Consider the following 24,412-nt stretch of genomic DNA (forward strand, 5'->3'; position numbering starts at 1 on the left):
TCCACCTCCTCATCGGACAGCACCAACTGTCAGTTGTATCGAAAGAATTATTTTTTCTCATCTTTTTTCGTCTGAGAGGTTTTCTTTTTTGCATCAGATTCTTTCTCTTTTTTCTCCTGATCGGCTTTTGACTGCTCTTTTTGTTCAGCTGTTTCATCTGTTTGGCTTGCATCTGAGGAGTCATTGGTGCTCGTCTCCGTTGTTTCTTTTTCTTCATACTTCGCCATTTCCTTAATGATTGGATCTAGCTGTTTTTGTTTTTCTTCAGCAGATAGGCTGTCGTCATTTTGAATTTCATTGCGGTAGGCGACGAGTGCTGTGAATATGTATCGGTCGTCCCCTAGCACCCTTGCAATATCCAGAGCTTCCTTGCTATTGCCTTGTCCAATATGAATCCAGAACAGGAAGTATTGCGGGTCTGTCTGCAATGTGTACGTATCCGTGATTTCTTTTTTGTGCTGGTCAAGCAATAGATTCCCTTGATTCGTTTGCACATACGAAATGGCCAGTTCATATTGAAGAGAGACTGGCATTTGATCGGCTTTGTATTTTTCGAGCGTATCCACCACTTGGCTGTACTGCTTGTTGAGATAATATTTGTTCGCTTCCACATACGCTTCTTGTTTCGGCATGGCGAAAAAGAACGTGTAAATGGTATACACCAATGCAGGAATCAAAAGAACAAGGAGACCAAGTCCAATGTATCGTTCGATCTTCCATTTCTTTTTTGGAATGGTTAAGAGCGTCTTTTCTTTTGCTTCGATGGCTTCTATTTTTTGTTGAATCAAAGCAGACAATTCTTCCAGTGACTGTGTATCACTTATTTCCTTTGCCAGCTCAGATAATTTCAACGTATCATGATAAGCCAAATATTCTTGAAACTGATATTCATGGTCCACCACTCGAAGAATGACAGCTTTGACCTCTTTTAACAGACGATGTTGGTCGGTTTCATATGGCGGGATGCTTTCTTTGACCCCGTAATGCAAAAATGCAGGCGCTAAGCCTTGATGAAAAACAATGTTTTCAGGAGAAACAATAGGATGCAGCCGCTTCACGTCGTGTTTGCACACTGCATCGACAAGCTGGTATGAAAAAATCCATTTGCTTTTTTCATCCTTTGCATGGATGAAACGAAATTCCTGATAGGCAGGAGGCGGTTGAATCGAAATGATGACCTCACCTTCGGTTAATTGGATCTCTTTTTTAAATGAAGGATTGATGTCTTTAATCGGTGCCGCTTCTAAACCGTCTAAGAGTTTAATTGTCTCTCTTTGAAAAATGAAGGTGTAAGTGCCTTCCTCTTTTTTCATGACTGCTTCTAATTGTTCTTCTAAATAGGAACTCTTTTTATCTGCCATTTACAAAAGTCCTTTCATAGTATTTCCAGCCTGTCTCCTGTGGTGATTCCACAGTCTGACAGCTTATATTCGCCTGAAAACACAGCTTTCTTATTGACTACACGCACCCATCCGCCATCTCGTTTAGGTAGTGAGATTTGTTTTGCCTGCCAGGCGATATGGATGACTTGTTTAATATGTAAATAATTTGATAGTCTCAAATCAAACACACTGCCATCATAGTTTTTTAAGTCGATGGTAATATCGATATACACAAATTTCCACCTCACAAAATAGAAAGAGCGCCGGCATCAACTGACAGACTCGGCGCTTTTTCTGCTTTTCACACTTAGAAAGGAAATCCCTTTGATTAGCCGCGGATTTGGCTAGCGATGTCTTGGTCAGTGCTTTCAAGTGTATTTGCAGTTTGATCAAGCTGATTGCTGACATCTGTTAATAGATCAGACATTTTGATGAATGAAGGTTTAAGCTGTTCGTATTGATCAGCGAATGCTTCACTAGAAGCACCTTCCCACATTCCTTTTAGGTCAGAGATCATTCTATTTAGACGATCAACTTGGTTTAACACTTCTTGACTTTCAACACCATATTGCTTAGCGGTCGCTCTTAGTTCTTCTGGGGTTACGCGAATAATTCCTGACATATTCCTCATTACCTCCCGTGCATAGCCGCCATATAATGGGCTAATCCACTTATTTTTTGACGTTATTATTATAAAAACAGAAATGATACACAGTCAAACAAATCTGTTTTTATTTTACAAAATGAGTCTATGGAATTACTGTTTTTTCGCTCTTTATCTAGTATTTAACAGTTTTTTGGTCATATATTCTTAATAAAAGGGCGTGCACTTCCATGAATCTTTCCGCCTATTGATTTTTTACTACATTATTATTGTACTATTTCTTTTTGTGATCAACGCATGACCAATGTGCTCATTTTTCAAGCTTTTTGTTTTTTTAATGATTATGGCATTTTTTTGTTGATTTACGTACCTGATTCTCTTCATAATGTAAGTACGTGAAATATTCGAAAAAGCAGGGGTTTTTTATGACAAAAAAGACAGATCCATTTAAGTATAGCCTTGATCGTTTAGAGGATGTGGCAGACCAAATTAGTGATGTGCTCAATTGCCCTATTACTATAGAAGATACTCATCATCGATTATTAGCCTATAGCACACATAATGATTTCACTGATCCCGCCAGAACTTCAACCATTATCTCCCGCCGTGTACCGGAAAAAGTCATTAATCGGCTTTGGAAAGACGGTATCATTCCTACACTCCTTAAAACAGATGAACCGCTTCGCGTACCTCAAATTGCAGAAGTCGGTCTATCCAGCAGGGTTGCCATTTCCATATGGAAAGACAAAGAGGTGCTCGGCTTTATCTGGGCAATTGAATCCACGCAGCCTTTTTCAGATGAAGAAATGGACCTTCTCAAGATGGCAGCACATGCCGTGAAAAACAAATTACTCAATTTACAAATTCGAAAAACGAAAACAGAAGAACGCAATCAGGAGCTATTTTGGAAGATGCTCACAGGACATATTCATGAAAAGGATGAGATGCTTGATCTCTTCTTGAGACTTGGGATGAGGTGTCCAGACACGTATGCGATTATTATTTTTCGCCTTCGTGATGAACTCACAGAAGATACGGAAAAGAAGCTCTCCTATCTGCTTGAAACAACGCAGCAAGTGCAGGTGCTTTTAACGACTGTTGATTTTAACGAATTCATTATTCTTGTCTCGCCAAAAACAGAACATCCGCTTCAAGATATTAAACAATTCACAAGCGGCATGCTAAAGCAGTTGTCTGATCGGTATCAGCTCCATGACGTTCAAGCGGCCATTGGTGGAATTTACGATCACATTACTCATATTCAGCCATCCTATAAAGAAGCACTGGCCGTCTTAAAAACAAAAGAACGCTTTCCTGTGGAAACAGAACAATTAAACAGCTTTTCTGAACTGGGTATTTATCAATACTTAGATGTGCTTGCTGAAAAACGAAAGGGATCGTCTTATTCCAGTTACTCTTTATCAAAGCTTGAGGATTACGATCTCAGGCATCATTCCAACCTCGTCGAGACCCTTGAACGATTTATTGATTGTGACAGCAACGCCAATATCGCCGCAAAGCAGTTAAATATTCATATCAACACACTGAATTACAGGCTGAAGCGGATTACGGACATTGCAGAAATTGATTTAAAAAACATGAATGAGAAAATGACCATTTATCTTGATATGAAGCTAAAAAACGTCCCTTTGTGAAATTTCACAAAGAGGCGTTTTTTAATTTTTTCATTCAACCGAAGAATTTTCTAAACTTTCAGGATACACTAGACATACAATATCAATAGATAAGCATAGGAGGAATTGATATGATCATCGGCATTCCGAAAGAGATTAAGAACAATGAAAACCGGGTCGCATTAACACCAGGAGCAGCATCTCAATTGCTTTCAGCTGGACACCAGATTTCAATTGAAACGAACGCTGGTTTTGGAAGCGGTTTCACTGATGACGATTATGTATCTGTTGGTGCAGAGATTCTTGATCAAGCGAAAGATGTGTGGGCATCTTCTGATATGATTATGAAGGTAAAAGAACCATTACCTGAAGAATATGCTTATTTCAGAGAAGGTCTGATCTTATTTACGTACTTGCACCTTGCAGCAGAGCCCTCCTTGGCTGAAGCATTAAAACAAAAAGGTGTAACAGCCATTGCTTATGAAACGGTAACGGACGGAAAATCACTCCCTCTATTAACGCCAATGTCTGAAGTAGCAGGTAGAATGGCTGCTCAAATTGGTGCTCAATTTTTAGAAAAGCCAAAAGGCGGAAAAGGCATTTTGCTCGCCGGCGTGCCAGGAGTATCGAGAGGGAAAGTCACCATTATTGGCGGCGGTGTCGTTGGAACAAATGCAGCGAAAATGGCGATCGGACTTGGCGCAGATGTCACCCTTATTGATGTAAATGCGGAACGATTACGTCAGCTGGACGATCAGTTTGGTCATCAAATGAAAACGTTAATGTCTAATCCTGTTAACATTGCAGATTCAGTGAGCGAGGCAGACCTGCTCATTTGTGCAGTTCTCATCCCTGGTGCTAAAGCTCCAACCCTTGTCACAGAAGAAATGGTGAAACAAATGAAGCCTGGTTCTGTCATTGTCGATGTAGCCATTGACCAAGGCGGGATTGTGGAAACAATCGATCATATCACAACACATGATCAGCCTACTTATGAAAAGCATGGCATTTTACATTATGCTGTTGCCAATATGCCCGGAGCGGTTCCGAGAACATCGACAGTTGCTTTAACAAATGTCACAGTCCCATACGCACTGCAGATTGCAAATAAAGGCGCTGCAAAAGCGATCAAAGAAAACAAGGCGATTGCTGAAGGCGTCAATGTGATGAACGGACATATCACCTATGAAGCTGTCGCTCGTGATCTCGGCTATGATTATGTGCCTGTTAGTAAAGCCCTTGAAACCTCTTCCATGACCGAAGCTTAATATGTAGCCCGCCCTTTTCAGGGGCGGGTTTTATTGTTAACCTAAAATAAAAATGAGTTGACAAAAGAACCTCTTCCCCTTAATCTATTTGTACAGATAAGACAGGGGGAAATATCATGCAAAAGAAGACAAGAACAGCTGACTTTGTGCTCGTCGGGATGTTTGCTGCACTCATGGCTATCGGAGCCAATATCACATCCATTGTGCCATTTTTACAGGTCGGCGGAATCCCACTTACGATGCAGCCGTTTTTTTGTGTGCTTGCTGGTCTTTTGCTGGGCAGACGACTTGGCGCATTGGCCATGATTGTCTATGCTCTTGTTGGGATCGCTGGTGCACCTGTATTCGCACAGTTCTCGGCGGGTCTCGGCGTTATTTTAGGAAAAAGCGGTGGCTTTGTGTTATCATACATTCCTGCTGCATGGCTTGCCGGATTCATTCTTGAAAAAAGACAAAACCCTGGTTTTGGCCGCTTTTTATTTGCAGCCATTGCAGGAACGACCGTGATGTATGTGATCGGGACAACTTATACGTACATCGCATTAAATGTATGGCTGAACGCACCAATCTCTTATCAAACCACATGGTTCTTCATGATGTGGTTTATGGTAAAAGACTACGCGCTGACCATCCTCCTTGCGATGCTGGCACCTAAAATTTATCGATCTGTTTCAAAAGCCACATCCTTTCGAAAAGAACAAACAGCTTCCTAATATCAGAAAAGGTTCCTTTACTCTATGAGTAAGGAACCTTTTTTCATTTATAGCATAATTGCCGCAAGCCAGCCGAACAAGACGAGCGGGATATTATAAAAGGCGAATGTTGGGACACATGTACCCCAAATGTGGTGATGCTGTCCATCCATATTCAGTCCAGATGTTGGTCCGAGTGTACTGTCGCTTGCAGGTGAACCTGCATCTCCTACCGCCGCAGCTGAACCAATAATCGCAATAGTCGCCATCGGGCTGAATCCTAAGTGTAAACAAAGCGGGACAAAGATCGTCGTAATAATCGGAATCGTTGCAAATGATGAGCCAATGCCCATTGTCACTAGCAGACCCACCAATAGCATTAAAATAGCCGCTAAGCTTTGGCTGTTTCCGATAAATTGAGAAGACGCCTTGACGAGAGATTCAATATCTCCTGTTTTCGTTAAAACATTGGCAAATCCAGCTGCAACAAGCATGACAAATCCGATAAATGCCATCATGTTCATGCCAGATGTAATCAGCGCATCCGCTTCATCACGTTTCATCATTCCAGTTACAAACAAGACAAGCAAGCCTGCAAGCGCACCGAAGATCATCCCTTCGACTCCAAGGCTTTGAGAGAGATATAACTGAACAATAAGTGATACAAGGATCGCAAGTCCAGCAAAGAATAAGCTCTTTTTTGTATATGCTGATTTTTCTACATCCGTAATGTCACGATTCTCATATGTTTTTGGCTTACGATAGACAAAGAGTGAAACGATCAAGCCAACAACCATGCCGCCTACAGGAATCAGCATCGCATACGGAATGTCTGCTAAATTCACTGTTAAACCTGCATCTTTCATGTTGTCACGAAGCATTCCGTGAAAAATCTGTCCAAAACCGACCGGAAGTAAAATATATGGTGCAGTAAGTCCGAAAGTCATCACACATGCTAGCAGTCTGCGGTCAATTTGAAGCTCGTTAAACACCTTTAATAATGGCGGGATTAAGACCGGAATAAAGGCAATATGAACAGGAACAACGTTTTGAGAAAAACAAGATACAATCAAAATGACCAGAATAATGAGCACTTTTGATAATGTTTTTCTTCTTGAATCGCCTTCTTTTCCAAGAAGCTTCACAGCTCCTTCGACCATGGCATCAGGAAGACCCGTTTTCGTCAGTGCGGCTGCGAATGCACCTAATAGTGCGTAACTAATCGCCACTGTCGCATTTCCGCCAAGACCGTCAGTGAACGCTTGAACTGTTCCCCCTAGACCTAATCCACCTGCAAGTCCGCCCGCTAAAGCGCCAAGTGCCAACGCAATCACGACATTGACCCGCAGCAAGCTTAATATCAACATTAAAACAACCGCTAAAACAACTGCATTCATGGTGAAACCTCCGAAATCCTTTAGTTTACTAATGTAGTAGATAATTAAAGTACCAACGTATGTTACCATAGAAAATTTACTTCGTCAAATGGCGTATGTCCTACATAAAAAGCTCTGCCAACTGGCAGAGCTTCTGTCTTTATTTCTTCGGTTCAAATCGTTCCACAAATGTTGCTAATGATCTGACCATCACACCTGTTGCTCCTGTTGGCCCAAAGCATGAAGGCTTTTCTGTCGTGGCTGTTCCTGCAATATCTAAGTGCACCCAAGGGGTGTCTTCAGCGAATTCTCCGATAAATGCACCTGCCATGATCGCATGACCATCACGGCCTGGTGAGTTATTCAGATCAGCCATTTTGCTGTTTCTTACTCGTTTTTTATCTTTTTCGGTGATTGGCAGCTGCCAAATCATTTCCCCGCATTCTTCTGATGCTTCTTTAAACTGGGCATACAGTTCATCGTTATTTGTCATCACGCCTGTTGTCTCATTCCCAAGTGCCACAATGACACCGCCTGTTAATGTCGCAACATCCACAAGCACAGAGGCACCATGCTGCTTCGCATAGGTCACACCATCTGCTAAAACAAGACGACCTTCTGCATCCGTGTTAAGCACTTCGATTGTTTTACCGCTTAGCGAAACAATGACGTCATCTGGCTTCATCGCATCTGCTGAGACCATATTATCTGTTGAGGCGATGACTGCAATGACATTCTGCTCTGGACGAAGTTCACCAATGATTTCCATTGCACCTAAAACAGAGGCTGAGCCACCCATATCAGTTTTCATCCCCACCATACTTGCTCTTGGCTTTAAGGAATACCCACCTGTATCATACGTAATGCCTTTACCGACAAGGCCGATGACGTCTGTCCATTCTTCCTTGCCTTGATATTTCAATACAATCAGCTTCGGTGGTTCTGTTGAGCCTCTATTAACGGCTAGAATACCGCCCATTCCGAGCTCTTCCATTTGTTCTTTATCTAAAATTTCAATCTCGAATTCATATTTATAAGCAAGCTCTGCCGCATAGGATGCAAGATCAGAGGACGTGAGCATGTTCGGCGGCATATTCACAAGTGTACGAGCCGAATTGACCGATTGTCCGTAGACTTCGCCCACTTTCAAACTTGCCTGAATTTCGGCAGCATCATGATCCGTTGTTGCATAAACAAATTCGATAAAGCGATCCGGTTCATTCGTTTTATGTTTAAAATCTTGTAATTCATATGTAGCTAAAAGGCAGCTTTCAGAAAGGGCATGGGCTGCATCTTGAACAGGCAGATCCTTTCCTGTGAATGTATCAAGCAAAACCGAAACTGCTTGCTTTTTATCTTGATGAAGCTTTTTAAATAAATGCGCAAACACTTCCTTTGCCTCTTCAAACGTGTAATCTGACTCCTTCCCAAGCCCGACAAAATAAATACGTTTAATGCCGGTTTCAGGGGATGGGAAAAATTTCGAAAGCTGATTTCGCTTGGACGAAATATCGCCTTCTTTTAATAATTCAGTGATTCTTCCTCCATGTAACTCATCGATTTCTTTTGCTTTTCCTGATAATTGGCTCTTTTGAAAAAGTCCGATGGCCAGTGTATCTTTATGTTGCAACTCATTTGTCGAGAAAAACATATTTATCACACGCTCCTTCAATGAACTCCATATTTCACATTGGAACTTCTATTATATCAAAATTTATGTGCTGATACGATCATTGCCAGCCTGTCTTCCCTTGAAGAACATTTATATTTTGGCACGCGGAAGGGCATCATGAAAAAGCGGCAGCGATCAATAGCAGCCTGTCCATGGTCTCCTCGTTCCACATCTACTTTCTTTAATGTTATAATGAACATGGACTTGGCAACAGTTCTTACTGCCATCATTTTTTTATCTTACTAGGGTAAATACTTTATCATTTTGCACGTTATTTTTTCTTAAAGAGAGGATGTTTCTTGTTCATGAGCGTACTGACGAATTTTCCGCTGCTTGCCAGCCTTGCAGCCATCTTTTTTGCACAATTTGTAAAAGTACCGATTCAATTTATCATTTCTAGACGACTAGATTGGTCGCTCATTACAAGCACAGGCGGAATGCCAAGTTCACACTCCGCAGCAGTAACAGCACTCTCAACAGCAGTTGCTTTAGAGCACGGGCTAGGAACATCTATTTTTGCCATTTCCGCCATCTTTGCCATTATTACGATGTTTGATGCGACAGGTGTTCGCAGACAGGCAGGAGAACAGGCAACTGTCCTGAACAAACTGGTCACAGATTTTAACCGGTTTGTTGCCGAGGCAAAGAACTTCCCAAGTGCGGAAGAAAAAGAGAAGCAAAAGAAATTGAAAGAGCTTCTTGGGCATAAGCCGATTGAAGTCTTCTTCGGCGGCTTAACAGGAATCTTGCTCACACTCATCTTAGATTATTACTTCATGTAGAAACGAAAAAGCTTTGGACCTTTTGAGATCCAAAGCTTTTTTATTCTTTATTGGCTTGAAACTGCTGCCGGAACACTTGCATCGATTCTGCTTCATTCAACTGATTTAAGTCTTTTTCTGTCAGCGTTCCTTCACCCTTTTTAATCACATAAACGTCCAGCACTTTTTTACCCCATTCTCTATACACATCATCAACCGTTTCATAATATAAATCAAGCTTATGACCTTTAATCGCTTTCCCAGTATCTGCGACTACACCATAGCCATAATTGGGGATAAACAGGACAGTTCCAATCGGAAAGACAGATGGGTCCGCTGCCACGGTTGAATATAAATCACGTTTTACTTTGACGCCTGAATATGTAATGCCATATGCATGATGTTCTTTCGTCTTACCTGTTGATTCTACACCTGCTGTATAACCTGTGGCGACAACCTTTTGCTTCGGATAATCGTTCCAATTAAATGCTTCTTCGAGAGAAACAGCACGCAAATCGTCACTTTTCACCGCCATCGTCTGCCTTTTTGGATGCTTTAAAAAAGAAGATACGTGCTTACCGGCATCGGTCTCTTTCACCCATGCAGCTAAATCACTTGGTTCTACGCCAGATATGCCCGTAAAGCTTGTCATCAAGGCAAGCATAAACAGAACTGTCATGAACAATCGTTTCATCCATGTTTTCATTTCTATTTGTCACTCCTCTACCCATCTATTTGTTTCCAAACAAAATGGAAACTATGCAAAGGAGAAACAAAAAAACCCACTTGCGTGTAGACAAGTGAGTTAAAACATTTGATAGCCTCTTTTACGAAGAGCATTGATGACAAAACCTGAGGCAATGGCACCAATTAAACCACTTAATAAAATAATGATATCTGCCGCAGCAAGAGAAACGATGCGGTCTCCTATCCCGGAAAAAGCAATGCCTGGTTCTCTTACATAAGCGATCATCTTTTGATTATTGATAATGAAAAGGCATACAATTGGATATAAAATTGCCATAATCCATGACATTCTCAGCAGCATATTCAGCAAAAAGCCAATGCCGAAGAATAACACGAAAAATAAAATAACTGAAATGATAACGACTGGTAAACTGATCACTTCATCTCCACCCCCAAATATCCCATCATTAGTTTAACTTGGAAATAGAGATGAAGTCAATCAATGGAAAAAGCCGTAAAATTAATGCTTCTTTCCTGTCCCTTTACATTCCTCACACGTTTCTGATCCGCCGAGCAATAACTGAAAGTATCCTTTTCCTGAACAATACTGACAAGTTGACTTTTTTTCTTTCGTTTGTGCATTCATATTGCTCACTCCTTAATCTAAATTTTCTGATAATTCATCATAACATATTTTTCTGTCCAGTACCAAGTGAGAAAATATTCCGTAAAACATTAAAAAACGTGTACCACAGGGATACACGTTTTTGTCTATATCGGTTTAGAAGAACTTGAATTTTCCTTTTTTCAGAACAAGTCCTGGTCCGCCAACCATGAATAATGAACGGTTGTCGATGATTTTTTTCATTGCAGAAGCTTTTGTTCCTTGAAGTTTTTTACCAAACGCAACACCTACAGCGTCGTGTTCACCAAGAGAAGCAACTGTTCCTTTGATGTCTGGCTTAAAGCTTTCAAGCGTGCCACCTTTTACTAGTGCTGCAAGGTTTTTCGCTACTGTTTCACCTTGCTGCATCGCAATTTGTGCAGTAGGTGGGTATGGACGATTAATTTCTTCATTGATGATTAATGAGCAGTCACCGATGATGAATACATCTTCATTTTCTGGTACACGAAGATCTGGAGACACTTTTACGCGGCCGCGCATGTTTTCAAATCCAGCTTCTTCAACGATTGGGTTACCACGTACACCAGCAGCCCATACAACTGTTTCTGCTTTGATTTCTTCTGTATCATCGTCTTTTCCAACAATGATGCCTTCAGGCGTACATTCTTTGATCGCTGTACCGATTTTGAACTCAACACCCTTACCTTGAAGGTAGTTCATCGCATAGTCGATCAATTCAGGATCAAATCCTGGAAGAGCTGTTGGTGCAGCTTCTACACAGATAATACGCACGTCTTTTTGATCAATATCATACTCTTTGCAAAGCTCAGGTACACGGTTTCCAAGCTCACCAAGGAACTCAATACCTGTGAAGCCTGCACCGCCGACAACGATTGTCAGACGCTCTGGACGCTTTTCAGCTTCCGTATTATATGTCGCAAATTGAAGTTCAATGTGCTCACGAAGCTGACGAGCAGAGTTGATGTTAGAGATTGAGAATGCATATTCTTTCAGTCCTGCAATACCAAATGTTTCAGGAACAGCACCAAGCGCAACAACAAGGTAGTCATAAGAAAGTTCGCCATCTGATGTCACAACTTTCTTCTCTTCCTTATTAATGCTTTCAACTGTTGCTTGTACAAAGTTGACACGGGAACTGTTAATCACATCTTTGATTTGATAACGACAACGGTCATGATGAAGAGTACCTGCACTTGCTTCATGTAACCATGTTGTTTCGTAATGATAATTATGCTTGTTCACAAGAGTAATGTCCGCATCATTTGTGCCAAGCTGTTTTGTTAATCTTGTTACAGTCATTAATCCGCCATAACCTGCACCTAATACAACGATTTTCGGTTTATTCACTGGAATCACATCCACCTTTTTTAAATTTGCTGTAAAACGGATAAAGAATTACATATCGTTATTCTCAACCGCTTTGCGGCATTTTATGAAATTTAAACAAAAAAATAAGTATGTGAAAATCTGAACTTTCACCTACAAAAAACGAAAGCATTTGACCGTATCCGACAAAAATTCATAAAAAATTAATATTTAGTTCCCTTAACAATAATAGCGAGTTCTGCTCCTTTTTTCAAGGCTTTAAACTGAAAATCCTTAGGATAAACGGTCTTTCTCTCTTTTTTCCCCTTTTCACAGCATCAGCATCAAAAAACGACAAGTTTTTCAAAACAAGTCAAACGACGATATGTGGTATGATATGATATAGTGATAACAATTTTCATTTGGGAGGATTAAGGAATGCAAGAAGATTCTAAGGTATATGACATTACCGTTATCGGGGGCGGCCCAGTCGGATTGTTTACTGCGTTTTACGGAGGCATGAGACAGGCAAGTGTGAAAATCATTGAAAGCCTTCCTCAGCTCGGCGGTCAACTATCCGCTCTTTACCCTGAAAAATACATTTATGATGTGGCTGGTTTCCCAAAAATCCGCGCACAAGAATTAATTGATAATTTAAAGGAACAAATGGATAAATTTGATCAAACCATTTGCTTAGAGCAAGCTGTGGAAACGGTTGAAAAACAAGCAGATGGTATTTTTAAACTCGTTACGAATCAAGAGGTTCATTATTCGAAAACGATCATCATTACAGCTGGTAACGGTGCATTCCAACCGAGAAAGCTTGAGCTAGATACAGCAGAATCATTTGAAGGAAGCAACCTGCATTACTTCATCAATGACTTGAACCAATTCGCTGGCAGACGTGTTGCTGTTCTTGGCGGCGGAGACTCTGCGGTTGACTGGGCACTGATGCTTGAGCCAATCGCAAAAGAAGTATCGATTATTCACCGTCGTGATAAATTCCGTGCACATGAGCACAGTGTAGAAAACTTGCACAACTCGAAAGTCAATGTGCTGACACCATTTGTGCCAACTGAGCTCATTGGGGAAGACCGCATTGAACAAATTGTGCTTGAAGAAGTGAAAGGCGATAAAAAGCAAGTACTAGATGTGGATGACGTGATCGTCAACTTCGGTTTTGTTTCCTCCCTTGGACCAATCAAACAATGGGGCCTTGAAATCGAAAAGAACTCTATCGTGGTCAAATCCACGATGGAAACAAACATCGAAGGCTTCTATGCGGCAGGAGACATCTGTACGTATGAAGGAAAAGTCAAATTAATTGCAAGCGGATTTGGTGAAGCACCAACTGCTGTGAACAACGCGAAAGCTTACATGGACCCGAAAGCTCGTGTACAGCCGCTTCATTCCACAAGCTTATTTGAAAATAAATAAGAACGGATCAAAAAAAGGAGTTCCATCTGCGGAACTCCTTTTTTGTTTATTTAAAAATCCCAATATAGGCATTCGCCATTCCAAGTACCATTGCAGCAAGTAACACCACAACAATTCCTGCCACAACCAAAATCACCCGATCCTTCACACGTTCCTTTTTCGGAAGCGGCTTGTCTATCCCGCAAGATGGACATGTTTTCGAACGATACGGAATCAGTTCATGACAGTTCCTGCAATTGATTTGTTCACTCAAACCTCAGCAACCTCTTTTCTGATGACAGTTTATGTTTGGTTCTCATGATACTCTTTTCGAGTGGAAATAGCCAGTTGTGAGGACAAGCTGTAACAAAATTGAGCGATTTACAAATTGTTTAAGAAGGAATGGAATCAATGAAGGTTTGATTGGTTCAGCCGATATAGGAAGTAGAAGATCTTCATGAAGGATAGGTGGAAAGATGATAAAGCGTTTCATGATTAGTTTAAGCTTGTTACTGATGATTGGCGGTTCAGTTGAAGTGTTTGCAAAAGACTATAACAAACACTATGCTCAATTCGCTGCCGGATTGAATATGGATGTTGATCAGCTAGAACCTTTTTTAAAGCGTGTATCCACTTCGGTTTTAGATGCTGGTTTGAGTGATCAAGAAATCAAACAGATACTCACCAACGTTCAAAAGATGAATAAAAACAATGAAACGAAAAAAATGGGCATCTTTGAAGTGGTGTACCATGAAAAACCAGCAAAGATTAAAATTGAAATTGAAGTCCACGTGGAAGATGGCAATAAAGAAGTCGTTATCTATATGTTTAGCACCCAAGAGTTGGTGGATGTCTTGGATAAAGAACTTTTGAAAATAGAAGAAGCTATATAAAAAGAGATGCGGAATGAGTGTCTTTTTTGGTCACCTTTCCTCTTCAAACAAAAAGCCTCCTCAATCGTGTTGTTACAAGAACAAACGAACAAGGAGGCTTATTATTATCCATGATCAGTTGTTAACACTCTTCCGGCGTACCGGTATTCGTGGCTGTTCTGAACGAAGAACCGCATCCGCATGACGCAATCGCGTTCGGATTGTCAATCGTGAAACCGCCGCCCATTAGTGATTGTTTGAAATCAATGATGGTGCCGTTCATGATGTCAAGGCTTTCGGAGTCGACAAGGACCTTGATGCCCTGCTGTTCGAACTGCGTGTCTTTCTCTGAGACTTCATGGTCAAAGCCCATCCCGTATGAAAGACCGCTGCAGCCGCCGCCTTTTACGCCCACTCGCAGGAACGCATTTTCTTCTTCATGTTCTTTCATCATATCTTTAATCTGCAATGCAGCAGCTTCTGTAATCGTTACTGGTGTACTCACGATCATCCCTCCTTTTGACTGGATGTTTCTTTTCAATTATAAACGTGATGTTGCCTTTTCTCAAATAAATGGTTTAGAGATAGAATGTGCCGTCACAAATTGTTTCAGCAGGTCCTGTCATCAGCACATGGTCATTGTCTTTCCAGCGAATGATGAGGTCTCCACCAGCTAGATGAACGGTCATATTCGTTTCTTTTTTCGCATGTCCATTCACAATCGTTGATACAGCCGCAGCACATGCTCCTGTTCCGCACGCTTGCGTAATCCCTGATCCTCTTTCCCACACGCGAAAATGCAGTTCCGTTTCACTGACACGTTCCACAAATTCTACATTGACGCCTTCTGGAAACATGTCATGCTTTTCAATAATTGGCCCAAGCGAATCGAGCGGCGCCTGTTCAATGTCTTCTAAATAGAAAACGATATGGGGATTCCCCATTGAAACAGCTGTTCCATTTAAGGTCGTCGTGCCAAAATCAAGCGGTTCATTAATCGTTGTACTGGCCGGTTCACCAAGCATCGGCATCGCTTCTTTTTCAAAACGAGGTTTACCCATATCTACTGTCACTAACTGAACATGACCACCCTGCACATGAACGGTCGCTTCAACGAGTCCTGACAATGTCTCAATCTTAAACGTTGTGTCTGTTACGATTTGATGCTCATACACATATTTTGCAACGCAACGCAGACCGTTACCGCAGTTTTTCCCCTCTGATCCATCATTGTTGAAAATGCGCATCTTCACAGGTGCAACATCTGATGGACAAATGAGGATCATTCCGTCTGAACCGATTCCTGTGTAAACAGAAGAAACCTGAATTGCTATCTCTGATAACTGCTCTTCTGGAAGCTGTTCCTTCATCTGATTGACGTATATATAATTGTTTCCTAGTCCGTGCATTTTCGTGAATTGAAATGATGTCATGAGCGTCCTCCAAAAATGTTGTTTCTTTATAGTATAAAAGGAGTCGATTCAGGAGACAATCTTATCATCCCCCGTTTTTCATACATAGAAGCTCTTTGCTGCCATGGCAAAGGGCTTTTATTATGCATATGCCTCTTTTTCTCTCGTGTGATGCTTCATTTTGATGATATTTTATTAGCATAACATATTGGATGCGCTTTCTACATTTTCCCCTAAAAAACGGAAACTGAATATATGAAAAAAATGCACCTCATGACCCATGCGATGCATTTAAAACATGTCGTTTTCCTCTATAAAAGCATAAATACGCTCAACTAGCTGCTCTGCATTTTCTCCAGAAACAAATTCTCCATTCACAAGGGCAAATGGGGAGTCCATACATTTGCCGCAGTAGCTTAAACAACCGTATTCCATTACATCTAAGTTTGGGTCTTTTTCAAGTTTCTCTTTTGCTTCTTGAGACCCTTGTGCAAGATTACTTACACAAAATTCGATCAGTGGAAACACTGTGCTTCACCTCACATTTGCCTTACTATCCTACCGAAATTCCTTCTATTAGTCAAAACATGAGCTTCAATAAATCGTTACGCCTATTCCCCGTAAAATGTTTTACTATTTAGGACTAAGTAATGAATATGTAGGTTATTTTGAAACAATTATTGTGGTTTCACAGTAAATTCGATATAATTTTATTTGGTATTTTAACTTAAAGTTTTTTAGTATAAGTGTTTTTCAATGTCTAGGGGGAAAAGGAGAATCGTCATGAAAAATTTAGTCTTGATCGGCGGAGGTTACGGGAATATGCGGGTTCTCCACCGCTTATTGCCAAATCAATTACCTGATGATGTTACTATCACATTAATTGATCGAAATCCTTACCACTGTTTAAAAACAGAATATTATGCACTTGCTGCTGGAACGATCTCTGATCATCACATTCGAGTATCTTTTCCAGAGCATCCAAAGCTGGATATTCAATACGGGGAAGTAGAAAAAATTGATATTGAAAACAAACAGATCTTATTTAGCGACCGTGAACCGATTCCATATGATGATACGGTAATCGGACTCGGCTGTGAGGACAAGTATCACAATGTCCCTGGTGCGAAAGAACATACATACAGCATTCAAACCATTGATCAGTCAAGACATACGTATAACAAATTAAACAATTTGAGTGCAGGTGCAACGGTTGGTATCGTCGGTGCTGGACTTAGCGGGGTAGAGCTGGCCAGTGAACTGCGTGAAAGCCGTTCTGATTTAAACATCATTCTTTTTGACCGCGGAGAACTGATTCTTTCCAGTTTCCCAAAAAGATTAAGTTTATATGTACAAAAATGGTTTGAAGAAAATGATGTAAAGATCATTAATTGCGCCAATATTACGAAGGTTGAAGAAGGAGTTGTGTACAACCATGACGATGCCATTGAAGCAGATGTCATCGTGTGGACAGCAGGAATTCAGCCAAGTAAAGTCGTGCGAGATATGGATGTTGAAAAAGACGCCCAAGGCCGTGTCGTCTTAACTCCTCATCACAATCTCCCTGGAGATGAGCATGTCTATGTCGTAGGTGACTGCGCAAGCTTGCCGCACGCACCAAGTGCACAGCTTGCCGAGGCACAGGCAGAGCAAATTGTGCAATCTCTACAGAAACGCTGGAAGAACGAGCCGCTTCCTGAGGCTTACCCGCAGTTTAAGTTAAAAGGCGTACTCGGCTCTTTAGGGAAAAAAGCCGGCTTTGGCTTAGTAGCGGATCGCCCGCTTGTTGGTCGTGTTCCAAGACTCTTAAAATCTGGACTTCTTTGGATGTATAAGCATCACAATGGATAAAATGATGTGAATTTTTTCTCAAAGCTCCTTCTAATGAAGGAGCTTTTATTATGAAACGGCATGTGCCGATGGATGGTTCACTTTGATAGGAGCAAGCGCAAGGATGCAGTCTTTACGAAACGTTCTGATCGTCTTCTTCGATAAACAATACGCTTGTATGAACTGTTCAGTTTGACGATGTACAATGATTTTTCGTTTCGAGCACTCTCCATTTTTCTTCATATAAATCATATCAATCGGTATTTGTTGATGAAGAGATTGTTTTAGTAAATAATTCATGATGCTCACGCTCCTTTCCTCTCATTATATAAGAACAAACGTTCTAAATCAACCTAAAAAAAGGAACGTATGTTCGATTTATTTTTCTAAAAAAAGAACAGCTCATTCACTGCTCTCTTCGTACCCGTATTTCTCCATTTCTTGATAAATATCTTTTAATTTCGGATTGCCCTCTCCTACAATTTGATCCTCAACAAGGACAAGCGGATAAAAGAATTCATCATCAAGAATTCTTTCAGATAATTCTTTTTGGCGTTCGTTTTCAGGCGGGTGCTCAATATCGATATATGTGATGCGAAACGGCTGATTTGGATATTTTCGTTTTAATGCTGCATCTAACCACTCAAATGTATCTTTTGAAGAAGGCAGATTCACGCAGCTAGCGCACAGGACATCTCTTCCATATACATAAAGATCAACGGTTTTGTTCATTTGACAAGCCCCCTATTCTTTCTTTATTTTAGCTGAATTTTCTGTATGAAAAAAGTCAAAATCACTTTTTGTTTCAAGATGAGATTGTGCTATAATGAGAAGGAAACTTTGAAACCAATCAATAGATTTTTATCGTCCAGATGAATATAATGGTGATATGTTGTGAAAGGAGCGATTATATCTAATGACTGAAGTCGAAATGAAAGACCAAGTACAGGAAGTACTGGACAAACTTCGTCCATTTCTATTACGTGATGGTGGAGACTGTGAGCTTGTAGACATTGAAGATGGCATTGTGAAATTACGCCTTCTTGGTGCATGCGGCAGCTGCCCAAGTTCAACCATTACATTGAAAGCCGGTATTGAGCGCGCATTATTAGAAGAAGTACCTGGCGTTGTAGAAGTTGAACAGGTTTTCTAATTCATATATGACATGAAAACGGCCCTTACTGGGCCGTTTTTTAATTGTTGACAAAGGGCTAATTTTAGCCCTTTGTCTTGTTTTCAGTGTGATAGAAAACCTTTGCAGTCTAGGAAGGACGAGTACTGGCGCGGAGCGAATTTGACATTCGTGAGCACCGGAACGCAGGACTGACACCGAATGCGAGGGTTTGTCTACACGCTGAAACGACCCAATCAGGGCCGTTTTTTAATTAGGATAACTTCTCTCTAAACCATTCTTGAATAAAGGTCAGTCTTTGAATACGCTGCCCAGGGTGGCCGCTTCTCGATAAATCATGAGAAGCCTTCGGGAATTTGACTAATCTCGTGTCTTTTCCAAGCTCCTTTAATGCCACAAAAAGCTGTTCTCCTTGATCGACTGGACAGCGGTAGTCTTCATCACTGTGCAGGATGAGAAGCGGTGTCTTCACCTGTTTTACATACTTTAGCGGCGAACGATCCCATAGCTTATCAACAGAGTCATAAATATCCCCATCAATCTGCCATTTTGTAAAGAAATAACCGATATCACTGATGCCATAAAAGCTAATCCAGTTCGAAATGGAACGCTGTGTAACAGCTGCACGGAAACGGTCTGTCTGTCCGACAATCCAGTTGGTCATAAAACCGCCATAGCTGCCGCCTGTTACGCCAAGCCTTGTTTCATCAAGGAAGTCATAAGCTTCGAGCACATGATCAACAGCCAGCATGACATCCTCATAATCAACGTCACCATAGCTGCCTCTTACACGGTCCGTAAACATCTGTCCGTACCCATGACTGCCATGAGGATTGATGTACACAATCGCATACCCTTCAGCGGCGAGCATTTGAAATTCATGAAAATACGTATGACCGTACATCGCATGCGGCCCGCCATGAATTTCTAAGATTAGTGGATATGTCTTCCCCTCTTCCATCTGAGCAGGCTTCATCAACCAGCCATGTACAACGTCTCCTTCTTTTGACTGGAAAGAAATTGGTTCAGGTTCGGATATGACATGTTCCTTTAGAAAGTCATCATGCTCAAACGTGATTTGCTTGAGCGAGGATTCCCCTAAAGTCAGCTCATACAGCTCACTAGGCGAGACAGGTGAAAGACGGCTGATCAGCATTTTTGATTCGTCTGGATGAAGACTGAAATTCGTCACATGTTCTGCCTCTAAACGAACGGGATAGGCTAAGCCTTCAATAGAGAAATAATAAATTCCGGTACTCCCTTGATCAGAAACAAGCGCATAAAACCCCTGACTATCCTTTGTCCATTGTGGAAGCTGATTGGCCTCACCCATAGCACTATCCCCTGCCATACAGTTTCCTACATACATATCGAGCATTTCTGACAATTGAACGGTCTTTTTCTCCTTCAGGTCATGCAGCCACAATGACAGGAAGGTCGCATTTTCAAATTCACGTTCGTGTCCAATGTACAAAAGGCTTTCTCCATTTGGAGAAAATGATACAGTCGTGTAAGCGCCTGTTGATTGGGTGATTTTCTTGGATGTACCGTCCTCTAAGGAAAGGAGACAGATATCACTTATGTAAAACGTCTGAGGATTTGACTGAATATACGCAAGCCACTTCCCGCAAGGAGAGATGACATGATTCACATGATGATGCGGCTCACTCGTAAGCATCTCTACCTCGCCGGAACGGACATCGATTTTTACAATTTGCGTCAGACGCCCGTCTAAAAAGCCTCTGCCATCTGCTTTATAAGTCAAATCATCATATACGGCCGGAGCAAAGTCATCACGCTCTTCTTTTTTTTCATCATGAACAGATTCTTCTTGTTTTAATGAGACCGCTGCATAAATGAACGCTCCATCCGGTGAAAATACAGGTTGAGAGACGCCGTAAGGAATATTCGTTAAGGTACGAATTCCGCCGCCATCGCTCTGAATGAGTGCGAGCTGAGGGACTTCCTTTGGCTTCTGCAAAATAAACGCAAGCTGCTTTCCGTCTTTTGACCATGCTGGTTGATGATGCTTTCCATCATCAAATGTCCATTGAGACAGCTCCCCTGTCTCTTCATCTCGAACCCATAAATGAATATTGTAATCATCCTTTTTTTCATTCACCGATACTTTTGTAAAAACAGCCTTTTTTCCATCTGGTGAATAAACTGGATGAGAAACAGACACGATTTGTGTTAAATCCTCTGCTGCTATCAATTTCTTCATCAATTGATCTCCTCCTTTTATGTATCAAAAATAGTTCGCTTCTCTAAATAATAATCCCTGCTTTTGTTATGAAAAACAAGGATAAAAAAAGAACGTGCGTCTTCACAGCACGTTCTTCATTTGATTCACAGAATGATGCTCGACGACGACACCTTCTACCGGCACCGTCAGTACATCCACTTCACAATGCGGGAAATTTTGGGCAAGCTGCTTTTTCAGCGCTTCTCCCTTCCCTTTTTCCACTAAGGTCAAAATAGTCGGCCCAGCACCGCTTAATGCCGTTCCATACGCGCCTTTTAATGAAGCAACGTGCTCCACCTTGGACAGCTCTGGGACAAGCATCGTGCGGTATGGCTGATGAAATAAATCTTTATTCATCATTTCCCCTACAAGCGGCCAGTTCTGCGTCATTAAGGCGGCGACAAGGACGTTACTCACTGCACTCGCGTTCACGGCCTGTTTATAGGAAAAATCCTCTGGCAGGACATCACGGGCATCCTTTGTGAGCACTTCATAAAAAGGAATTACGACGACGACATCTACATCCACATGCTGTACTTTAACGGCATGTGTCTTGTCTTCTTCATGAAGACCGATGAGTAAACCACCGAATAAAGAGGCACCCGCATTATCTGGATGACCTTCTACCTCACTTGCAAAAAAGAGCTTCTGATCATCGGTCATCTTTAATTCAAGCAACTGATTGGCGAGCTCAATAGCGGCGACAATAGCAGCAGCGCTGCTGCCCAGCCCCCTTGCTAATGGAATATCACTCCACACTTTGACATGAACAGGCGGGAGTGTTTTTCCAAAGTCATCTGCGACCTTTTTAGCTGTTTGGTAGATCAGGTTATCGGTGCCTGATGGAATACCAGACACGACATCTGTTTCTGCTTCAAACAGCCAGCTATCATGGTCATAGACCGATAGCTTTAAATAGCGGCTGAGCGCCATTCCGACTGAGTCAAAGCCTGGTCCTAAGTTGGCAGTGCTTCCCGGTACTGTGATTGAAAAAAGCATGGAGGCGTTACTCATACGCGTGCGGCCTTTTCTAAATGTTCCAGAATTTGATCTTCATCTGCATCCAGTGTGACCGGTTTGATATGTGAAATATCAATCGCCGTATTCGGATCTTTTAATCCGTTTCCTGTTAGTACAGCGACGACTTTACTGCCTGGCTTAATTTCTCCAGATTTCACTTGTTTGAGTACACCTGCAATTGATGCACAAGAGCCTGGCTCTGCAAACACACCTTCTTCACGTGCGATCAATTGATAGGCATGAAGAATTTCTTCATCTGTCACTTCATCAATTTTCCCGTTTGATTCATCTGCCGCTGCTACAGCTTGCTTCCAGCTTGCAGGGTTTCCGATGCGAATGGCTGTTGCGACTGTTTCTGGCTGCTCAATGACTTCATTTCTAACGATGGCTGCAGCTCCTTCTGCTTCAAAACCACGCATGACTGGCAGTCCCGTGCCTTTTTTCTCATGATATTCTTTGAAGCCTTTCCAGTACGCTGTAATATTCCCCGCATTTCCAACAGGAATCGCCAGTACGTCCGGTGCGGAGCCTAGCTGCTCACAGATTTCAAATGCCGCTGTTTTTTGTCCTTCAATTCGGTATGGATTGACGGAGTTAACAAGTGCAATCGGAGCTTTTTCACAGATGCTGCGGACAATTTTCAGCGCATCATCAAAGTTGCCGTCAATGGCAATAATCTCTGCTCCGTACATGACAGCCTGCGCCAGCTTACCGAAGGCGATTTTTCCATCTGGAATGATGACAATACATTTCATATCAGCGCGCGCCGCATAAGCTGCTGCTGCCGCAGACGTATTCCCTGTCGATGCACACATGATCGTATCATTGCCTTCTTCTTTTGCCTTTGCGACGGCCATGACCATCCCGCGATCCTTAAAAGAACCTGTAGGGTTGACGCCTTCTGTTTTCACATGAAGTTCAATCCCAAGCTTTTCAGATAGCTTTGCGAGATGAATCAGCGGTGTGTTTCCTTCATTTAATGTTAGTTTAGGTGTGTGTTCGTTTACTGGTAAGAATTCTTGAAATTCTTCAATGAGTCCATTCCACTTCATCAGCTTAAACCGTTCCCTTCTACTCGGTACGTGCTCTTCACTTGAACCACCACGTCGAGATCGTTTAATGTTTGCAGGATATTTGAGAAATCTTCTTCTGATGTTTGATGTGTAATAATCACAATTTCAGCAAGCTCATCATGCCCTTTGACAGGAAGCTGAAGGATCTTTTCAAAGCTGATGCCTCTTTCAGAAAAAATCGATGTAATGCGGGAGAAAGCTCCGACTTGATCTCTCACATGTATTCTTAAAAATTGCTGAGCAAATACTTCGGATGATGATTTGATTTTCTTCTCAAATTGCGGTGCAATAAATCCACTGCCATTCACACCAAGACGCATGTTTTTCATAACAGCGACTAAATCAGAGACTACAGCTGTTGCTGTTGGCAGGCTGCCTGCTCCAGGTCCGTAAAACATCGTTTCTCCGACAGCACTTCCGTAAACATAGACAGCATTAAATTCATTGTTGACGGAAGATAACGGGTGATGATCAGGAAGTAAAGTTGGCTGTACGCTGACCTCCACTTTCTCTCCATCCCTTTGAGCAATTCCGATCAGCTTCATTGTGTAGCCAAAACGTTTACTGAAATTAATGTCCTCATCCGAGATGTCCGAGATGCCTTTCACTTTCACATCCTCTAAGTCTACATTCATGGAAAAGCCGAGTCTTGCCAGGATGGCCATCTTTCTTGCCGCATCTAGCCCTTCTACGTCCGCCGTCGGATCTGCTTCTGCAAAGCCAAGATTCTGTGCTTCTTTTAATACATCTTCATACGCACTTTTATCGACATTCATTTTTGTTAAAATAAAGTTCGTTGTCCCGTTCACGATTCCCATCATTTTTGTGATGCGGTCAGAGGCTAAACCTTCCTCTAGTGTACGCAAAATCGGAATCCCACCTGCGACACTCGCTTCATAGTAAAGGTCACAGCCGTTTTCTTTTGCTACATGTAAAAGCTCTGTGCCATATAGCGCCATTAAATCCTTATTGGCTGTAATGACATGCTTCTTCTCATTTAGTGCATCTATTAAATATTGTTTTGTCTCTTCAATGCCGCCCATCACTTCAATAATGACGTCGATCTCTGGATCTCGAATCACATCGTATACTTCAGTTGTGAAGACCTCTCTTGCCACATCCACATCTCTTTTTTTATCGGGATTGCTCACAAGCACTTTTTGTATTATTACCGGACAGCCGATCTGGTGCATTAATTTATCCTGATGATCTTGAATAATCTTAACGACACCGCTCCCCACTGTTCCTAATCCTAGTAGTCCAACTCGAATTGCCTTCACCTGAAATTCCACCTTTCTCCGTAAATGTCCTCTCTAAAAAGACATTTGTTAACCTAACACAGACATTCAATGTACACACATTATAAAGGGGTATCCTCATTTTGA

26 protein-coding genes and 1 pseudogene are annotated in these 24,412 nt (G+C 41.7%); 8 read left to right on the forward strand and 19 right to left on the reverse strand.

All coding sequences use genetic code 11. The annotated features are described in order from the left end of the window. Window positions 1-47 precede the first annotated feature (47 nt). The 3 genes from essB to NSQ17_RS15335 form a co-directional block, all read right to left on the reverse strand. Window positions 48-1,361, reverse strand: a complete 1,314-nt coding sequence (gene essB / locus NSQ17_RS15325; RefSeq protein WP_008345895.1) for a type VII secretion protein EssB — start codon at window positions 1,359-1,361, stop codon at window positions 48-50. A 14-nt stretch (window positions 1,362-1,375) separates the two neighbouring features. Continuing rightward, window positions 1,376-1,615, reverse strand: a complete 240-nt coding sequence (locus NSQ17_RS15330; RefSeq protein WP_008345897.1) for an EsaB/YukD family protein — start codon at window positions 1,613-1,615, stop codon at window positions 1,376-1,378. Between the two features lie 95 nt (window positions 1,616-1,710). After that, window positions 1,711-2,004 carry a WXG100 family type VII secretion target gene (locus NSQ17_RS15335; protein ID WP_003213769.1) on the reverse strand — a complete coding sequence of 98 codons (294 nt, stop codon included), beginning with the start codon at window positions 2,002-2,004 and terminating at the stop codon, window positions 1,711-1,713. Window positions 2,005-2,411: 407 nt separating this feature from the next. Between NSQ17_RS15335 and NSQ17_RS15340 the strand changes: the two genes are divergently transcribed. From NSQ17_RS15340 to NSQ17_RS15350, 3 genes are all read left to right on the forward strand, one after another. After that, window positions 2,412-3,641, forward strand: coding sequence for a PucR family transcriptional regulator (locus tag NSQ17_RS15340; RefSeq protein ID WP_008345900.1), 1,230 nt, complete (start codon window positions 2,412-2,414; stop codon window positions 3,639-3,641). A gap of 110 nt (window positions 3,642-3,751) precedes the next feature. Then, window positions 3,752-4,888: an alanine dehydrogenase gene (gene ald / locus NSQ17_RS15345; protein ID WP_342467570.1), complete on the forward strand. Its 1,137-nt coding sequence runs from the start codon at window positions 3,752-3,754 to the stop codon at window positions 4,886-4,888. A gap of 116 nt (window positions 4,889-5,004) precedes the next feature. Next, the gene (locus NSQ17_RS15350; RefSeq protein WP_041091835.1) at window positions 5,005-5,601 is read left to right on the forward strand and encodes a biotin transporter BioY; all 597 of its coding nucleotides are present in this window, start codon (window positions 5,005-5,007) and stop codon (window positions 5,599-5,601) included. Between the two features lie 47 nt (window positions 5,602-5,648). Here the strand turns inward: NSQ17_RS15350 and NSQ17_RS15355 are convergent, their stop codons facing one another. Both NSQ17_RS15355 and NSQ17_RS15360 read right to left on the reverse strand, forming a co-directional pair. Next, window positions 5,649-6,977 (reverse strand): Na+/H+ antiporter family protein, encoded by a 1,329-nt coding sequence (locus NSQ17_RS15355; RefSeq protein ID WP_024719743.1) that lies wholly within the window; start codon window positions 6,975-6,977, stop codon window positions 5,649-5,651. Between the two features lie 139 nt (window positions 6,978-7,116). Then, the gene (locus tag NSQ17_RS15360) at window positions 7,117-8,607 is read right to left on the reverse strand and encodes a leucyl aminopeptidase (RefSeq protein WP_072368221.1); all 1,491 of its coding nucleotides are present in this window, start codon (window positions 8,605-8,607) and stop codon (window positions 7,117-7,119) included. 326 nt (window positions 8,608-8,933) lie between these two features. Here NSQ17_RS15360 and NSQ17_RS15365 point away from each other — a divergent pair, with 326 nt between their 5' ends. After that, window positions 8,934-9,410, forward strand: coding sequence for a divergent PAP2 family protein (locus NSQ17_RS15365; RefSeq protein ID WP_024719744.1), 477 nt, complete (start codon window positions 8,934-8,936; stop codon window positions 9,408-9,410). A 40-nt stretch (window positions 9,411-9,450) separates the two neighbouring features. Here NSQ17_RS15365 and NSQ17_RS15370 read toward each other — a convergent pair whose 3' ends face one another. The 4 genes from NSQ17_RS15370 to NSQ17_RS15385 form a co-directional block, all read right to left on the reverse strand. Beyond that, complete coding sequence (locus tag NSQ17_RS15370; protein ID WP_024719745.1) at window positions 9,451-10,095, reverse strand: 3D domain-containing protein; 645 nt, start codon at window positions 10,093-10,095, stop codon at window positions 9,451-9,453. Between the two features lie 99 nt (window positions 10,096-10,194). Next, on the reverse strand, window positions 10,195-10,515 hold the full coding sequence (locus NSQ17_RS15375; RefSeq protein WP_003212933.1) for a YuiB family protein: 321 nt from the start codon (window positions 10,513-10,515) through the stop codon (window positions 10,195-10,197). Between the two features lie 81 nt (window positions 10,516-10,596). Beyond that, a complete protein-coding gene (locus NSQ17_RS15380) occupies window positions 10,597-10,722 on the reverse strand; it encodes a YuiA family protein (protein ID WP_008346797.1) in 126 nt (41 codons plus the stop codon). A 135-nt stretch (window positions 10,723-10,857) separates the two neighbouring features. Continuing rightward, window positions 10,858-12,075, reverse strand: coding sequence for an NAD(P)/FAD-dependent oxidoreductase (locus tag NSQ17_RS15385; RefSeq protein ID WP_160758061.1), 1,218 nt, complete (start codon window positions 12,073-12,075; stop codon window positions 10,858-10,860). Between the two features lie 390 nt (window positions 12,076-12,465). Between NSQ17_RS15385 and yumC the strand changes: the two genes are divergently transcribed. After that, the gene (gene yumC, locus NSQ17_RS15390; RefSeq protein WP_035389290.1) at window positions 12,466-13,464 is read left to right on the forward strand and encodes a ferredoxin--NADP reductase 2; all 999 of its coding nucleotides are present in this window, start codon (window positions 12,466-12,468) and stop codon (window positions 13,462-13,464) included. Between the two features lie 46 nt (window positions 13,465-13,510). Here the strand turns inward: yumC and NSQ17_RS15395 are convergent, their stop codons facing one another. Next, the gene (locus NSQ17_RS15395; RefSeq protein WP_008346803.1) at window positions 13,511-13,717 is read right to left on the reverse strand and encodes a hypothetical protein; all 207 of its coding nucleotides are present in this window, start codon (window positions 13,715-13,717) and stop codon (window positions 13,511-13,513) included. 202 nt (window positions 13,718-13,919) lie between these two features. On the opposite strand from NSQ17_RS15395, the gene NSQ17_RS15400 reads away from it, so the two are divergent. Further along, window positions 13,920-14,336 carry a hypothetical protein gene (locus NSQ17_RS15400; RefSeq protein ID WP_342467571.1) on the forward strand — a complete coding sequence of 139 codons (417 nt, stop codon included), beginning with the start codon at window positions 13,920-13,922 and terminating at the stop codon, window positions 14,334-14,336. A gap of 121 nt (window positions 14,337-14,457) precedes the next feature. On the opposite strand, the gene erpA is transcribed toward NSQ17_RS15400, so the two are convergent. The 3 genes from erpA to NSQ17_RS15415 all read right to left on the reverse strand — a co-directional run bounded on the left by erpA (window position 14,458) and on the right by NSQ17_RS15415 (window position 16,255). Then, window positions 14,458-14,820, reverse strand: a complete 363-nt coding sequence (gene erpA, locus NSQ17_RS15405) for an iron-sulfur cluster insertion protein ErpA (protein WP_017358921.1) — start codon at window positions 14,818-14,820, stop codon at window positions 14,458-14,460. Window positions 14,821-14,893: 73 nt separating this feature from the next. Next, window positions 14,894-15,748, reverse strand: a complete 855-nt coding sequence (gene dapF, locus NSQ17_RS15410) for a diaminopimelate epimerase (RefSeq protein WP_144665913.1) — start codon at window positions 15,746-15,748, stop codon at window positions 14,894-14,896. Window positions 15,749-16,018: 270 nt separating this feature from the next. Next, a complete protein-coding gene (locus NSQ17_RS15415; protein WP_008346813.1) occupies window positions 16,019-16,255 on the reverse strand; it encodes a YuzB family protein in 237 nt (78 codons plus the stop codon). A gap of 255 nt (window positions 16,256-16,510) precedes the next feature. On the opposite strand from NSQ17_RS15415, the gene NSQ17_RS15420 reads away from it, so the two are divergent. Next, complete coding sequence (locus NSQ17_RS15420; RefSeq protein WP_039168948.1) at window positions 16,511-17,578, forward strand: NAD(P)/FAD-dependent oxidoreductase; 1,068 nt, start codon at window positions 16,511-16,513, stop codon at window positions 17,576-17,578. A 48-nt stretch (window positions 17,579-17,626) separates the two neighbouring features. On the opposite strand, the gene NSQ17_RS15425 is transcribed toward NSQ17_RS15420, so the two are convergent. Both NSQ17_RS15425 and NSQ17_RS15430 read right to left on the reverse strand, forming a co-directional pair. Next, on the reverse strand, window positions 17,627-17,857 hold the full coding sequence (locus NSQ17_RS15425) for a hypothetical protein (RefSeq protein WP_008346816.1): 231 nt from the start codon (window positions 17,855-17,857) through the stop codon (window positions 17,627-17,629). A 102-nt stretch (window positions 17,858-17,959) separates the two neighbouring features. Further along, window positions 17,960-18,289 carry a YuzD family protein gene (locus NSQ17_RS15430; protein WP_008346819.1) on the reverse strand — a complete coding sequence of 110 codons (330 nt, stop codon included), beginning with the start codon at window positions 18,287-18,289 and terminating at the stop codon, window positions 17,960-17,962. Between the two features lie 121 nt (window positions 18,290-18,410). Here NSQ17_RS15430 and NSQ17_RS15435 point away from each other — a divergent pair. Next, window positions 18,411-18,710 (forward strand): annotated as a pseudogene (locus NSQ17_RS15435) (NifU family protein). 232 nt (window positions 18,711-18,942) lie between these two features. Here the strand turns inward: NSQ17_RS15435 and NSQ17_RS15440 are convergent. The 4 genes from NSQ17_RS15440 to NSQ17_RS15455 all read right to left on the reverse strand — a co-directional run bounded on the left by NSQ17_RS15440 (window position 18,943) and on the right by NSQ17_RS15455 (window position 24,307). Next, window positions 18,943-20,913, reverse strand: coding sequence for a S9 family peptidase (locus tag NSQ17_RS15440; protein WP_342467572.1), 1,971 nt, complete (start codon window positions 20,911-20,913; stop codon window positions 18,943-18,945). Between the two features lie 102 nt (window positions 20,914-21,015). After that, window positions 21,016-21,948: a homoserine kinase gene (thrB, locus tag NSQ17_RS15445; RefSeq protein ID WP_047945360.1), complete on the reverse strand. Its 933-nt coding sequence runs from the start codon at window positions 21,946-21,948 to the stop codon at window positions 21,016-21,018. Next, window positions 21,945-23,006 carry a threonine synthase gene (gene thrC / locus NSQ17_RS15450; RefSeq protein WP_048002236.1) on the reverse strand — a complete coding sequence of 354 codons (1,062 nt, stop codon included), beginning with the start codon at window positions 23,004-23,006 and terminating at the stop codon, window positions 21,945-21,947. Before thrC ends, thrB begins: the two co-directional genes overlap by 4 nt. Beyond that, on the reverse strand, window positions 23,006-24,307 hold the full coding sequence (locus NSQ17_RS15455) for a homoserine dehydrogenase (RefSeq protein WP_342467573.1): 1,302 nt from the start codon (window positions 24,305-24,307) through the stop codon (window positions 23,006-23,008). The genes thrC and NSQ17_RS15455 overlap by 1 nt, the downstream gene beginning before the upstream one ends. Window positions 24,308-24,412 lie beyond the last annotated feature (105 nt).

This window comes from Bacillus sp. FSL W8-0629, from assembly GCF_038593225.1.
Lineage (GTDB): Bacteria > Bacillota > Bacilli > Bacillales > Bacillaceae > Bacillus > Bacillus altitudinis.